Source organism: Pseudoalteromonas maricaloris (genome assembly GCF_024746855.1).
Lineage (GTDB): Bacteria > Pseudomonadota > Gammaproteobacteria > Enterobacterales > Alteromonadaceae > Pseudoalteromonas > Pseudoalteromonas maricaloris.
In genome coordinates, this window is the sequence record NZ_CP024625.1 from 2,331,630 (window position 1) to 2,345,864 (window position 14,235).

The 14,235-nt window shown below is 41.3% G+C and carries 16 protein-coding genes; 11 read left to right on the top strand and 5 right to left on the bottom strand.

Features of this window, described 5'->3' with window-relative positions; genetic code table 11:
* Nucleotides 1–90 precede the first annotated feature (90 nt).
* Together CTT31_RS10075 and CTT31_RS10080 are read left to right on the top strand one after the other, a co-directional pair.
* On the top strand, nucleotides 91–660 hold the full coding sequence (locus tag CTT31_RS10075) for an inner membrane-spanning protein YciB (protein ID WP_260491203.1): 570 nt from the start codon (nucleotides 91–93) through the stop codon (nucleotides 658–660).
* Between the two features lie 90 nt (nucleotides 661–750).
* Complete coding sequence (locus CTT31_RS10080; protein ID WP_039497574.1) at nucleotides 751–1,392, top strand: CPBP family intramembrane glutamic endopeptidase; 642 nt, start codon at nucleotides 751–753, stop codon at nucleotides 1,390–1,392.
* Between the two features lie 72 nt (nucleotides 1,393–1,464).
* On the opposite strand, the gene CTT31_RS10085 is transcribed toward CTT31_RS10080, so the two are convergent.
* A complete protein-coding gene (locus CTT31_RS10085; protein ID WP_211857736.1) occupies nucleotides 1,465–2,889 on the bottom strand; it encodes a sodium-dependent transporter in 1,425 nt (474 codons plus the stop codon).
* A gap of 221 nt (nucleotides 2,890–3,110) precedes the next feature.
* Here CTT31_RS10085 and CTT31_RS10090 point away from each other — a divergent pair, with 221 nt between their 5' ends.
* The 5 genes from CTT31_RS10090 (at nucleotide 3,111) to CTT31_RS10110 (ending at nucleotide 6,208) form a co-directional block, all read left to right on the top strand.
* On the top strand, nucleotides 3,111–3,410 hold the full coding sequence (locus tag CTT31_RS10090; RefSeq protein WP_211857738.1) for a YciI family protein: 300 nt from the start codon (nucleotides 3,111–3,113) through the stop codon (nucleotides 3,408–3,410).
* A gap of 108 nt (nucleotides 3,411–3,518) precedes the next feature.
* Nucleotides 3,519–3,776 carry a PepSY domain-containing protein gene (locus tag CTT31_RS10095; protein ID WP_017219141.1) on the top strand — a complete coding sequence of 86 codons (258 nt, stop codon included), beginning with the start codon at nucleotides 3,519–3,521 and terminating at the stop codon, nucleotides 3,774–3,776.
* 2 nt (nucleotides 3,777–3,778) lie between these two features.
* On the top strand, nucleotides 3,779–4,453 hold the full coding sequence (locus tag CTT31_RS10100; RefSeq protein WP_010374057.1) for a response regulator transcription factor: 675 nt from the start codon (nucleotides 3,779–3,781) through the stop codon (nucleotides 4,451–4,453).
* Nucleotides 4,447–5,790: an ATP-binding protein gene (locus CTT31_RS10105; protein ID WP_211857739.1), complete on the top strand. Its 1,344-nt coding sequence runs from the start codon at nucleotides 4,447–4,449 to the stop codon at nucleotides 5,788–5,790. Before CTT31_RS10100 ends, CTT31_RS10105 begins: the two co-directional genes overlap by 7 nt.
* Nucleotides 5,774–6,208, top strand: coding sequence for a hypothetical protein (locus tag CTT31_RS10110; protein ID WP_010374053.1), 435 nt, complete (start codon nucleotides 5,774–5,776; stop codon nucleotides 6,206–6,208). The genes CTT31_RS10105 and CTT31_RS10110 overlap by 17 nt, the downstream gene beginning before the upstream one ends.
* Nucleotides 6,209–6,332: 124 nt before the next feature.
* Here the strand turns inward: CTT31_RS10110 and CTT31_RS10115 are convergent, their stop codons facing one another.
* On the bottom strand, nucleotides 6,333–7,370 hold the full coding sequence (locus CTT31_RS10115) for an AI-2E family transporter (protein ID WP_039497563.1): 1,038 nt from the start codon (nucleotides 7,368–7,370) through the stop codon (nucleotides 6,333–6,335).
* A gap of 115 nt (nucleotides 7,371–7,485) precedes the next feature.
* On the opposite strand from CTT31_RS10115, the gene CTT31_RS10120 reads away from it, so the two are divergent.
* Nucleotides 7,486–8,382, top strand: coding sequence for a TIGR01777 family oxidoreductase (locus CTT31_RS10120; RefSeq protein WP_260491204.1), 897 nt, complete (start codon nucleotides 7,486–7,488; stop codon nucleotides 8,380–8,382).
* On the opposite strand, the gene CTT31_RS10125 is transcribed toward CTT31_RS10120, so the two are convergent.
* Nucleotides 8,377–9,723 carry a transglycosylase SLT domain-containing protein gene (locus CTT31_RS10125; protein WP_260491205.1) on the bottom strand — a complete coding sequence of 449 codons (1,347 nt, stop codon included), beginning with the start codon at nucleotides 9,721–9,723 and terminating at the stop codon, nucleotides 8,377–8,379. The two genes, CTT31_RS10120 and CTT31_RS10125, sit on opposite strands and share 6 nt — an antisense overlap.
* 41 nt (nucleotides 9,724–9,764) lie before the next feature.
* The gene (locus tag CTT31_RS10130) at nucleotides 9,765–10,343 is read right to left on the bottom strand and encodes an LPP20 family lipoprotein (protein WP_039497557.1); all 579 of its coding nucleotides are present in this window, start codon (nucleotides 10,341–10,343) and stop codon (nucleotides 9,765–9,767) included.
* Nucleotides 10,344–10,519: 176 nt separating this feature from the next.
* On the opposite strand from CTT31_RS10130, the gene CTT31_RS10135 reads away from it, so the two are divergent.
* From CTT31_RS10135 to CTT31_RS10145, 3 genes are read left to right on the top strand one after another with little or no spacing between them, the layout of a single operon-like run.
* Nucleotides 10,520–12,181, top strand: coding sequence for a COG3014 family protein (locus CTT31_RS10135; RefSeq protein ID WP_260491206.1), 1,662 nt, complete (start codon nucleotides 10,520–10,522; stop codon nucleotides 12,179–12,181).
* A gap of 4 nt (nucleotides 12,182–12,185) precedes the next feature.
* The gene (locus CTT31_RS10140) at nucleotides 12,186–12,803 is read left to right on the top strand and encodes a penicillin-binding protein activator LpoB (RefSeq protein WP_017219134.1); all 618 of its coding nucleotides are present in this window, start codon (nucleotides 12,186–12,188) and stop codon (nucleotides 12,801–12,803) included.
* Nucleotides 12,751–13,791 (top strand): hypothetical protein, encoded by a 1,041-nt coding sequence (locus tag CTT31_RS10145; RefSeq protein WP_233525158.1) that lies wholly within the window; start codon nucleotides 12,751–12,753, stop codon nucleotides 13,789–13,791. The genes CTT31_RS10140 and CTT31_RS10145 overlap by 53 nt, the downstream gene beginning before the upstream one ends.
* A gap of 36 nt (nucleotides 13,792–13,827) precedes the next feature.
* Here CTT31_RS10145 and CTT31_RS10150 read toward each other — a convergent pair whose 3' ends face one another.
* Nucleotides 13,828–14,232, bottom strand: a complete 405-nt coding sequence (locus tag CTT31_RS10150; RefSeq protein ID WP_010374038.1) for a type 2 periplasmic-binding domain-containing protein — start codon at nucleotides 14,230–14,232, stop codon at nucleotides 13,828–13,830.
* Nucleotides 14,233–14,235 lie beyond the last annotated feature (3 nt).

The following is a 14,235-nucleotide window of genomic DNA, read 5'->3' on the forward strand; positions in this document are numbered from 1 at the left end:
CAGGCTATGGGTTTCATCAAAGAAAGTCAATGTTGATGTTCTCGCCGTATCTTGGTAAAACCCTTACAACCAACTTTGTTAGGATAAAAAATGTCATTTTTAATTGAGTACTTACCGCTCATCTTATTTTTTGCGGTTTATAAGTTTGTCGATATTTTTTGGGCAACGGGTGTGCTAATCATTGCCTCTCTTATACAGGTCGCACACCAATACATCACTAAGCGCGAAGTCGCAAAACGTCATTGGATATTCTTAGCGATTGCGTTGATCCTTGGTGGGATGACGATTTTCTTCCATGATGAGCAGTTTATTAAATGGAAAGCCACGATTATTTATGCCATTTTAGGTGCGGCACTACTCATATCTAGGTACCTGTTTAATAAAAACTTGGTAAAAGGCGCACTCGAAGGCGTGTTAAAGTCAGTTGCTGAGAAGGAGAAAAGCGAGATTGATATTGATTTACCAGCCAAAGACTGCGACCAATTAAATCTATTTTGGGCAGTATTACTTTTCTTCATCGCAGGCCTAAACCTTTACGTTGCGTACCACTTCTCTCTTGATTTTTGGGTGAACTTTAAAGTCTTTGGTTTAATTGGGATCACCTTCGTTGCACTCCTCTTTACCATGTTTAAAATTCAAAAATATTTACCTGAAGAGTAACCATTCAAGGTTCATCTGCAGCTGCTATAGTTAACGAGTGAGAGCTAACTATAGCGGCTTGTAGCCGCCAAATATTTTGGGGAACTAGCCTTGAACGCAAGCCAATACCGGTGGTGTGAACTCGTATTTGTATTCTTTGTCCTGCCCATTGTCGCTTATCAATTTCGTGATCACCTCAACAATTGGCTTTTTCCAGCACTGATCATTTTAATGGCAGTTTGTACCCATTTACTACTAACCGATCCCCATTTCAAACGCTTTAGATTAACCAGTTTGGGGGAGTTTTCGTCCGTCAAAAAGCGATTATTTACCACGTTTTTCGCAGGTGCAATGTTTTCAGCCATGCTCTATGGTTTAGTTAGTCAAGGAAATTGGTTTTCCCTACCGCTCAATTCCCCCAGCGACTGGTTATTATTATTAGTTGCTTACCCTATTCTTTCCGTCTTACCACAAGAGTTAATTTTTAGGAGCTACTTCTTTCATCGCTATAAAAGGATTTTACCAAATAAAAACAATCGAGTTTTGCTAAGTGCATTAGTGTTTGCGCTTGCGCACTGCATCTATGACAACTGGATAGCCGTGGCGTTATCTTTTGTTGGAGGGCTACTATTTTCTTATACCTACGCCCATAGTCGTTCGCTTGCGGTGTGTGTGTTAGAGCATAGCCTGTGGGGACTGTGGATGTTTACAATAGGAATTGGGCAGTACTTAGATTCGGGCGTAAAATTTTAGTGGCTTAGTGGAGAATAAACATCGGCGCATTAATACGCCGATGTCATCATGCCCAAAACGAATGTCTTGTCGCTAGAAGCCAAAGATACTGAATGCAAAATACTTAGTTGCAACGGTATTAATGAAAATAGCCAACAGGATCACTGGGATGAATGTAGATAGAGAGAAATTAATATATTTCTCAGTAAAGCTACCTACGTACCCCTCTGCGCCTTGCGCAAGTTCTTCATTCAAACCAGATTTTTTCCAGCGATAAGTAACGAATAGACACAACAGCAAACCATTCAACGGTAAAATAGTATCGTAAAACACGTCGTAGACTAGGTCAAAGAAGCTCTTCTGAGCATCGCCATATCTTACAAAACTTGTAAGCCAGTCCACCATTCCAAAAGACATCGTAGATAGCACAGTCAAAATACCTGTGGTCAACGCTAAGATAATCAGTGCCTTTTTACGTGAAATGCATTTTTCTTCCATCAAAGTCGAGGTAGGCACCTCGACAATTGACACAAGCGACGTTATCGCTGCAAAGAAAACCAACAAAAAGAAAGTACCTGCAACAATTGAAGCACCGACGTAGCCAATATCATCTTGTAAAGCCAATAACAATTTAGGTAAGTAATCGAAAATCATAGATACTGAAGAGTCCGATAACTTACTTGGATCTGTATTCGGATTAAAACTAAAGATAGCCGGAAGTACCATCAGACCGGCAATGAATGCCACTAATGAATCTGTAATAGCGACCATTTTAGAGCTACCGACAATGTCGTCTTTCTTAGAGATATAGGAAGCATAAGTGATCAATATACCCATACCTAAAGACAGTGAAAAGAAAGCCTGTGATAACGCGCCATTTAGCACACTTGCATTCATCTTTTCGAAGTCAGGAACGATGTAATAGCGTACACCTGCCATTGCGTTATCAAGGGTTAATACGTATGCGACAAGGCCAATTAACATGACAAATAACGCTGGCATGAGTAACTTAGCTGCTTTTTCGATCCCTTCTTTTACACCGCCAACCAAGATAAGATTAACGATCACACCCACTATCAACATATAGATGAAGACATTGGTATCGTTGATAAAAGTGCCAAAGTACTTCGGAGAGGCGAGTACATCTAAGTTACCTAAAGCTGTTTGCGCTAAGAAGCCAAAGATCCAAACGGTAATAACCATGTAGAAGACAGCAATCATAAACGGCGTGAGTACAGCCAAGAATCCAGCTATTGACCACTTTTTATCATGATTAGATAGCAGCTTATATGCGCCAAACGGGTCCTTTTGGGCTTTCCTACCCATAGCCATTTCGGCCATCATGACAGGTAAACAGATAAACACTACAAATAGTGCATAGATTAGTAAAAATGCCCCACCACCATTTTTTGCGGCGGAAACAGGAAAGCCGACTAAGTTACCAATACCAACAGCAGAACCTGCAGCGGCAAGGATAAACCCTAATCGGGAGCTAAAATGCTCACGGTTTGCACTCATTGCAATCAACCTTATTATTATTTTCTACAAATATCCGAAGGACTCTACCAGTCAAGCTGAGTGTTTTTCAAGTTTAAATGTCTAATCACTGAAAAACTCTGTGTACATTTACTTTTGCACTGAGGGCGTTTTATCATAGTATTGATAAACGGCCCTGAAAAGCCGACAAAATACGTAAAAATAACAATAATAACCTAGAAACTAATCTGGAACTAATACTTATGCTTTACATGATCTACTCAACCGACGCTGAAAACTCATTAGCAAAACGTCTTGCTGCGCGCCCTGCTCACTTAGCTCGTTTAGAAGAATTAAAACAACAAGGTCGATTGTTTGCAGCAGGCCCGTTACCAGCTATTGACTCGGAAGATCCTGGTGAAGCGGGTTTTACGGGTTCTTTGGTTATTGCTGAGTTTGAAAACTTAGAAAGTGCGCAGCAATGGGCGAGCGCCGATCCCTATATTGATGCTGGTGTCTATACTGCTAGTATTGTAAAACCGTACAAGCGAGTTCTGCCATAAAAGTTTACTGAACGTTAAGTTCAGCAAAGGTTAATTACAAAAGCACTAAATTTGTTTGAGATTTATGAAGTTTAGACACTTAGTATCTATGAAACTGTGGAGCTTAAAATGCGATTGCAACTCACTCTCTTAGCGTTGATCTTGGCGTTCGCTTCGAGTGTAGCAGACGCCAATAGCCGCAATGATAAGAATGTAAAGACAATTACAAAAAAAGAAGCTGTGTCTCTGGCGCTTGATAAGTACGCTGGAAGGACGCTTAAGATTTCTGAAGAAAATCAGTTTTTTGTGGTAAGAATTCTCCAACCAGATGGTCGAATTGTTGACTTAAAAGTAAACAAGAAGACAGGTGAAGTAAATAAGGACTAAGGATGCGTATTTTAGTTATCGAAGACGATATTCAACTAGCAGAAAACCTGCGAAATGCATTAGAGAAAGAAAAATATAGCGTTGACTTGTGTCATGATGGTGAGTCTGGATTATTTCACCTTGAAGAATATCCGTTAGATATGGCAGTGATCGATCTCGGCTTGCCAAAACTTGACGGTATTGAAATTATCCGTAGAGCACGTGCTAACGGCGTAAAGATCCCTATTTTAATCTTAACAGCACGCGACCGCTGGCAAGACAAGGTAGAAGGCCTTGATGCTGGAGCTGATGACTACCTCACTAAACCGTTTCATGTTGAAGAACTGATTGCACGCTGTAATGCACTGATTAGACGTAGCGCTGGACAAGCAAATCCAGAGATTTGTATTGGCCCAATCAAAATCCATACTCGCTCACAGCAAGTCTGGGTTAACGATAACGAGCTATCACTAACGGCCTATGAATATAAAGTTTTAGAATACCTAATGGTTAACCCACAAAAAGTTATTTCTAAATCTGAACTCACAGAGCACATATACGATCAGGACTTTGACTTAGACTCTAACGTCATTGAAGTGTTTGTCTTAAGACTGCGTAAAAAGCTAGACCCTGATGGCACTCTGAACCCTGTTGAAACCCTTAGAGGACGTGGATATAGGTTCAAAAATCAGTGGTAAACAGCTCTCAAATTTCGCTTAAAATAAGGCAAGGATTTATCCTTGTCTTTGTGCTTATTATTGCCCTTCCCGCGCTGTTTTTCTCCGTGGGCAGGGCTTATTATTCTTCTTTAGTCGATGCGACTGAAAAAACATTGGAAGCCCACCTCTACTCACTTATCTCTGAAGTCGAATTTGTCTCTAACGGACTCGAAATGCCTCGCAGTATTCTTGCACCTGAGTTAAACAGACTGAATTCTGATACTTATGCACTGGTCTATCAAGATAACTCCCTCGTTTGGTATTCCGAGTCGGCTGTAAATCTCTCGATTTCACCTGACTTTTCAGAAAACCAGGCTGGAGCATCTGAGTTTAAACGAGTTGAATATAATGGTGTACTGTTTTGGCAACTTAGCCTGACCGTTATTCTCGGAAATGCAGAGCAATCGCAGCAAGCCCGCTTTGTACTTTTAAAGAAAAATGACGCGCTGATGGAGTTAATGTCAGGGTTTAGAAACACCTTGGTCAACTGGATGCTGGTTATGGGTGTGGTGATTGCAGGATTGATGGCATTTGGGTTTGTATGGAACGCAAGGCCGTTACAGCGATTGGATAAAGAAATTAAAGAGATTGAAGCTGGCGAGCGCGATAAGATCACGGGTCTTTACCCCGTCGAGCTTCTAACAATCAAATCCGACTTAAACCTACTATTGGAATCTCAAAAGCGTCAAAAAGAGAGATATAGAGCGTCACTTAGCGACCTTGCGCACGCGTTAAAAACGCCCCTTGCGGTGATCAAATCCAGTCCACTGGCAAAAGATGCCGACGCTCAGGAGCAGCTAGACAGAATCAATGCGATGATCGAACATCAATTGAAACGTGCTGCAACGGGTGCATCCGATACATGGAAGAAACAAACATCAGTAAAACCCGTACTAGACTCAATACTCAACGCCATGACTAAAGTGTATCACGACAAGCACATTCAATTTTCCTCCGAATGTGGTGAGGAGGTTGCATTTCTTGGCGATAAAACGGACTTAATGGAAATTCTTGGTAATATTATAGATAACGCCTGTAAAGCATGTGGTTCCTTGGTCGATATAAAAGTAAGTGCACCTAAAAAGCGCCTACTAATCATAGAAGTAGAAGATGACGGCCCAGGCATTCCAGAGCATCGCCGCTCAGAGCTGCTGACCAGAGGTGCAAGATTAGACACCTATGAAGCTGGCCACGGCGTAGGAATGGCTATCGTATCTGATTTAGTTAAGTCATATCATGGCTTGATCCAAATCGGTACTTCCCAACATGGTGGCGCAAAATTTACGATAGAGTTTAACCATGAAAAGAATAATTAGCAGTCTACTAGTATCGGGATTAACCTTTTTTGTGATTGCAGACGACGATGTCACACTACAAGACTGTACGAAGTATGAGTCAACGCATCCGGAAAAAGCAAAAAAATTTCTCATGTGCCTGGATGGCAATATCAACTTACTTGAACGTCATCGTCAAACCTGGATCACTAAGTTATTGCTTGATACTAAAAAGTATCAAGCGGACACGGGTAATACTCAGATCTTGCCAATTATGGAACGTGCCCTTCGCAATCAGGAGGAATATATGGAAGATAGCTGCCGGTGGCGATACTTACTAGATATGCCAAACGCGACGCGCTCAGCGACGGCTTATAAAAATTGCAAAATTGCATTTTTAAAAGCCCACATCATTGAGCTGAAAAGCAGTAAAGTATTGAAAGAAGATTTGAATCTCTAGCCGCATTTTTGATTAGATTATTAGGTGGCAAGCCTTAATAACCTAAGCTTCAGATAATGACGAGTAAAACGCTTAGAGAAGGAGCTGTTTGTAGCTCCTTTTTATTTGCCTAATCTCAGTGTTGTTAAGATGGTCGATTATCGGGTTGTTCTGAACCGAGAAGGATTGCAAGCCATTTACCCTCTTCGCTGGTTTCAAGGGCTATTTTCACAACCATGGTAAGTGGCACAGAAAGCAGCATTCCCACAGTTCCGAGTAACCACCCCCAAAAGATTAACGAGAGAAACACGACTAAGGTCGATAAACCTAACCCTCGACCCATAAACCTCGGCTCAATAATGTTGCCCATTAAGGTATTAATACAAATGTAACCCACAGCAACAATGCCACTCACCAATGGTCCTTGTGTCACTAAGGCCAGTAAAACAGGCGGCACAGCCGCAATGATTGAACCTATGTTTGGAATATAGTTAAGCAAAAATGCAACTACGCCCCAAAGCACGAAGTAATCAACACCTAACGCCCATAAAAAAACGGCCGCTACGACACCTGTCGCCAATGACACCAGCGTTTTAATCGCCAAATAGCTATTGATAGAATCTAAAAATCTATCAATTTGCTGCATTTTCATCTCAGGATCGTCTAGGGCAAGATGCACTTTGTGGCCCAAAGAAGGTGCCTCAAAAAGCATGAAGACGACGATAAGCAAAATTAAAAAGCTATTTGCCATCACACCACCAAAGCCAGTCAGCATGTTGGTGGCCACATCGATTAGCTTATTTGGGTCTAGCATACTAATAAGTTGTTGTTTATCCAATAATATATTGTAGTTCGCGGCTGTACTAACCAACCAAACGAACTTTTCTTGTAAGTCTTCTTTATAAGTTGGCAGCTGCTTGGAGAAATCATTGACTGATTGCCCAACAAGCCCACCAATACTTGCACCGATTAAAATCACAAGTGCGATAATCACCAGAATGGCCAGGCCTTTTGGTATTTTAAAGCGAGCCAAAAACTTGAGCATGGGATTACAGATAATCGCAATGAATGCGGCTAATATAAACGGCACAACAATCTCAGACGCAAGCTTAATACCACCTAACACTAAAAATAGCGAGGCCAAAACCACCAGCGTTTTGTTAATTCCAGTCAGTGAAGACACAGTTCACTCCTTTTGCTTTTTTACCATTCTAAAACAAACCACCTATAATGAAAATGAGTGATCTAACTCCTTGCTAAAACGTAGGTTTATTTGATTACAATAAAGAGTATTGAGCATGAATATATTCATAACAGGCGCAACTGGATTAATTGGTAAAAAGTTATGCCAATTTTTAGTACACAAACATAATCTGATTGTATTGAGCCGTTCGCCTTCAAAAGCTGCAAACCTATTACCAAGTGGGGTTAGCTGCGTCACCGATACCGATGATGTCGACTTTAATGAGCTTGATGCGGTCATTAATCTTGCGGGTGAACCAATCGCCAATGGCCGGTGGAGCAAAGAGAAAAAACAAGAGATCTACAATAGCCGGATAAAAATCACTGAGCAAATCGTTGCAGCGATAAACACTGCGACGTCACCGCCCAAGGTGTTTATTTCAGGTAGTGCAATAGGTTTTTATGGACGCCAACCGGATAACTTGACCATTACTGAAGATTTCAAGGATTACCATGATGAATTCTCTCATAGGCTTTGCAAAGATTGGGAAGATGCCGCTTTTAGAGCCGAATCCAGCCATACTAGAGTCTGCATATTAAGAACAGGCATTGTGCTTTCAAAATCGGGGGGAGCTTTAGATAAAATGTTACCGCCTTTTCGATTTGGTGTTGGCGGTCCGATTGGTTCAGGAAGACAAATGATGTCTTGGATCCATATCGACGATATGATTCAGGCGATACTTTATATCCTTAAACATGACGAGATCTGCGGTGTTATTAATGCAACAGCCCCTAATCCAGTCTCTAATAAGCAACTTTCTCAAGCCTTAGCACGCGCGATCTCACGCCCTTGCCTATTTACAGTACCACCATTTGTCCTCAAATTGGCATATGGTGAAATGTCAGAATTGCTATTGTACGGGCAACGCGTCGTGCCAAAAAAGCTTCTCGATGCAGGTTATCGATTCCGCCACGATCACATTGAAGGTGCCTTGAGCGCACTTAACTTATAACTTTTGTGCAATACCTTCTTCTGGCGCTATATAGAGCTTTTCTCGCGTTAAGACTTTGTCCAGATAATGTTTGGTTTCATCATACGGTAAACTATTGTCTAGCGCCGCTAGTACGTTTTCTGGCGAGAGTGAATTAATGATCTTTGCCGCTTTTGTGATGGATCTTGAGTCATCAGCATTAAACACACGGGCAACATTGCCAGCTCCCGTATTGTAAGCCGCAATGATGCAATACTTACGACTAAGTGGGTTATGTATTTTACTCAGGTAGCGTTTATCGAGAATATTCAGGTAAGCGGTCCCCGCTTCAATATTATTGTCCGTCACATATAAATAAGGCGCCGACATCGGTTCATCGCGATTGTACAACATACGATTCACATCAACACCCGCACTCGTGGGTACTATCTGCATCAAACCAAACGCAGGAATGTGTGACTTTGCCATTGGGTTAAAGTGGCTTTCGGTATGCATAACCGCAAAAATTAAACTTGGCTCAATGTCAAAGCGCTTCGCTTGTGCATTCACTTGGCTAACATAACGTTCTGCTCGATGCTTGGAAAGTTCAGTCTGTTTGGGTAGCTTAAGCACGATTTCAGATACGACTGTTGCTTCACTTTTACCGGTATTACTTGCAGTTTCTAATAGCTTTTTAAGACGTTTTTGCTTTAACAGTTCAAGCTTTTTCTGTTGCGCTTGTTGTTGAGCCTCTGCTAATTTTGTATCTTCGCCGTCAATGATGGCCTCATCCGTCTGGCGTTCTATATAACGTTGCTGTTGTTCGAATTGGCTGTCTATTTGCTTTTTCGCTGCGATCAACGCTTTTGCACGAGCAGCGTTATCCACTTCACGTTTTGTTGTTTCACTTTGGTTTACCGCGAGCGTATCAGCATTAAATACATCAATTACTGCACGGTCTTTCGCGATAAACTCTTTATATAGGGCTTGAAGTTGAGCCTGAGATACCTTTTCATCTGCCGCATGCCTAATGCTTACGACCAGCTCATTGGCTTCAAAGTCGACAACCATTCTGGATGATAAATCATCACTGTAGGTAACAAATGCAGCTTGATCAGAAACAGTTATATCTCCCCACTGTTGGATCACGTTATCACGAAAGGCATCGTACTCTTCAAAATGCTCTTCGACATAATCAGCAAACTCACTTAATTGTTGGCGTTTATATTGCTCAAACTCGCTCAGCTCTTCATCACTAGGCTCGGAGGTTTGCCAACGTGACATTTTCTCTGACAGCTCTTCAAAAAGCTGGGCTTGACTCGCCACCGCACTTGGAATGGCACTTAACGCCATGACTAAAAATGAGTATACCGATTTGCGCATAGAGCGTTCCTTTCAAAAAATTAAAGCGTGAAACTCACGCTTTAATTAGTTAGTCTTGCAATTTCCTTCTCAAGATCTTTTTCCGCTTTGTAAGCTTTAAACTCTTGATATAAAAACTTTTCATCCTGAGGGTTTACACTGCGCTTACTTTCTTTGATCAAATCTTTGAAAAGTTCTTTAGTCTGATCAGGTGATAACGTCGTCAATGCGCAGAAATAGTCTTTACCAGAAATATCGATAACATCGGCCTTAACGATACGAGAGCCATTTAATGTTTGTTTAGTAAGTTGTTTGGATACAGAGCTAAAGGTTGCGCCTACCGTTGTGTCCTCGTTTGCATCTGTACGGTTCGCGAATGTCTTATCAAGGCCTTCGATGCGTGTTTCAATCTGTTGAGCAAGAGCAAGACGTGCATTTGCAACCGCCATTTTTTGATCGATTGAAATATTGCCCGAGTATTTCACACAATCTGCTGCCGCTATACCATCTTCGATTGTTGGATTGAGAACCCACTCTGGAATATTAACTCTTGGACTTGAAGCCGCATCGTCTTTACTTGAACTACAAGCCGATAGTATCCCTATAACGGCCACTGATATAAGTAGTTGTTTTGCTTTCATGTTGGGTTCCTTAATTGCCCTGATTACGGAATAAAATTTATCAAAAAAATCATTGATTAACAGTAATAAATTGTAAAAACGATTTTTAACAATTTAGCACTTTCAATTCAATTTTTTACTATTTAATTTATTGTTATATGATTGAACACAACAACACTGCCATTATAAGAACAAGTATGCAAGGAATGCGATTCCAAATTGATTTATATAACTTCATGATAAAACTCTTGATCTTTACAGGTTGCTTGATGCTGAGCGGCTGTAACTTGACCCCTAAAGCTAACAAGCAGGCCATAGAATACGCGGAGCAAGGAGATTTTATCTCAGCCCAACAGCGTATTGACTATGCCTATAAAAACTCATCTCGTGACGAGCTATTGTATTATCTTGAATCAGGTATGTTAGCGCATTTACAACACCATTATGAATTAAGTAATCAACACCTTTCTCACGCAAAGGAAATCATTGAAGCCGCCTACACTGTCAGCATCAGCGACCAGCTTTTTTCTACTTTTACTGGCGCAAGTTACAAAAAATATACTGGTCGCGCTTTTCATAAACCCATGATCCATACATTAATGGCGCTTAATTATGTGTCGTTGGCAAACGCCTCGAAGGTAAACCGTGTTGCTTTGTATGACTCTGCACTGACAGAAATGCGCCAACTGGACTTATATCTCTCTCAATTACAGCAACAAACCGGAGGCTATGTAAGTCAACAAAAAGCTGGAAGTGATATTGAACAAATTTTTAAAGCTATTTTTAATCAACCATTTATCAGTGGTGAACTTGAGTATAAAGACGATGCATTTGCACAGTATTTAAGTGGCGTCTTATATGAACAACAAGGCGAGCTAGATAGTGCTCGGATCCAATATGAGCGAGCGGTGAGCGCATACAAAAATGGCTTTAGTAAACAATACAAACTAGGTCAATATGCAGGCCAACAAGCACAGCAAGATCTCAACAGAATGGTTGCAGACAAGGAAGAAAACTACTTCACATTAGTTCAAAGCTTAGGTGTATCACCGCAGCGCAAAGAGTTTAACCTTTATCTTAGACCTGATGAAGAGGCACAAGCGATAGTGATTACGCCGATTTATTGGGGGACAAAAGAAGAACGCCAAGCCCAGTTCGCATGGTTTAATTTAATGTTTGCTGATACCAGTTTGTTTGATCTCATTCAAAACTATGCAACAGGTGACTTTAGTGATGTTGTCTTAGGCACTGTCACAAAACGCTTACCTCTCGGTGATAAATTATGGCAAAAAGCCGTAGACGAAGGGGTGATTGATGCACTCAAGTATGGCAGTAGAATCTCAGTTACTTACTTACAACCTCATAAAAACGATATCCAACATGTTGCGCTTTTCGCTAACGGACAAAAACTTACAGAATTACACCCCTTTTATTCGGTAAACTTACTCACACTGTATGACGCGCTAGGTAATGCCAATATGGAAATTTACACCGCTATTTCTCGAGAAGTGTTAAAAGCAGTCACAGCAAGTAAAGCTATAAAGCAAGTTGGCATCCAGCAGAACTCGCTGTTGGCAGGGCTTGCTCAGCTAACATCATCTGTCACCAACGCCATTACAGCAGCGGCAGATACTAGACAATGGCAATCTTTACCAGGTGAAATTAGAGTGGCTCGAGTGAAATTACCCAAAAATACCACTCACCTGCAATTGCAAACCCAATTAAGGACTGGCAGAGTGATTAAACAGGATATACCGCTGAATCAAACAGCACCGTTGCTTAGCCACATTCGCACCTTCACCGGTGTAGCTGAACCAGAAAAACAAAATTATTTATCATCTTTAACTAACATGGACTGAATACATGAAGCCTAAATTTGCAGTTAAATTAGTTGTCCCAATGCTCATCGCGTCTAGCGCAGCGATGACGGGTTGTTCTTCAACAACCAAAGTGAGTCGCGTGGACACCAATGAAGAAATAGCGCTTTCAGATAAATGGAATGCCAAAGACTCTCAGTTAGTTGCTGAAGCAATGATAAGCGATATGCTCGGCTTCCCTTGGGTACGCGAACACCGTGCCAAAGAAGGTACTCGACCCGCTATCATTATCCAATCTGTTCGTAATAAGTCGCATCAGCATATTGCAGTTGACACCTTTTTGAATGACCTCAAGCGCGCCATATTGCGAAGCGGGCAAGCTGACTTCGTCGCAAACCGCTATGTACGAGATGAAATTCGTGAGGAAAGGCGAGACCAAGAGCTTAATTCAAGCCTCGAAACTCGTAATGAGATCGGCCAAGAGCAAGGTGCTGATTATGCACTATCCGGCACGATTAACTCATTTGTTGATGAACAAGGTGGTAGTCGAGTCACTTTTTACCAAGTAGATCTTCGATTAATAGACATGACGACTAACCGAGAGGTGTGGAATGGACAGAAGAAAATTCAAAAACTTCAAGAGCGCAGCGGGTATGGTTTCTAAACGTCTAGCGTTACCTCTGTGTATTCTACTTAGTTTATCTGCCTGTCAGTCTACCAAGCAGGCGGTTGCAAAGGAAGAAAGCTTACCCACTTGGGCTACGCAGCAACCGAGTTCCGATTATCTAGTGTATGGCGTTGGTTCAGCGAGTCATATTGTAGATAGGACGGAAGCCAAACTTGCCGCCCAAGAAGCAGCTAGATTAGCGATTGCCAAACAGTTAAATGTGGAAATTGAAGGAACGACACAAGTTGCTCAAAGTCAGGCTAATGGCGATTTTTCGTATCGAGTGGATGAGATTTTATATTCTCGAGTTCCAAGCATACAATTACAGGGGATCAATATTGAGCAGGAGTTTTACTCCACAGCGCAAAAAACGGCCTATGCCCTTGCCTCATTTAACAAGATTGAGTCGAGGATGCACGCTGAGCTTGATATTAGGCAACTTGACGAAGAGATCAGTAACGCGACTATTTCGGCACTAACCAATTCAGAAAAACTAAAAGAAGCGATGGCAATTAAGCGACTAATCGCCAAAAGACGCAAAGCAAACGAATATCACAGGCAATTAGGTGGCGGCAGCATTGCCATACCAACCTCAGTGAGCAACAAAAACAAAATGCTGAATGATTTTATTCAGTCATTAACTTTTAGTATTTCATCAAAGTTTTGGGGACAGGAGTCTATCCGCAACCAGTTAGCCGAAAGCTTGACTAAGCAAGGTCTTACTGTTGTGGGTGAAAAACAAAGTGCAGACTTTCAAATTGACTTTCGCGTAGATTTCGAAGACGTAAAGAAAAACAGCACTTATTATGTTTTTGCCAACTCGAGTTTAACACTCATGGAAAACGATAAAGAAAAGGCGCATGTTTCTGCACAAATAAAAGCAGCGTCTAGTTTTGAGAATATGGCTAAGTCTAATGCTGAAGAAAAGTCAGCAAAAATGCTAAGCAAAAAGCTGACGATGTTAATCATTGATAGTAAAATCTAAAGTAAGGCCCTTTAATAGGGCCTTACTTATCTCTTCCTAGAATGACTTCACCACTTTAACGCTGCTATCTGCAGCTCCCGAAGACACAAACCCAATTAGGTTAGGGTTACTCGCAACGAGTTTAAGTACCTCAGCATCATCGGCGGCTTCTTTTGGTGGCGTCCCTTTTCCAGTAAATACTAATTTTGACCAATAAGCTTTAAGTTGACTTGATGACTTATTAAGTACCTTTTCATTAAACTCATCGGTTACCGTCGAGCCATCAGCCTGTGTTATCGGAAGTGCTTTAGAGCCATCGGAGAATGACTTTGATTTACCAATAAAAATTTGCTTAATTTCGTTTTCATCAAGTGTAGAAGTATTGGCAGGGTTGACAATGACATCCACGGCTAGGCAACTAAAAGCGCTGCAAAGTAGAGTAAGTAAAAATAATTTTTTCATGCT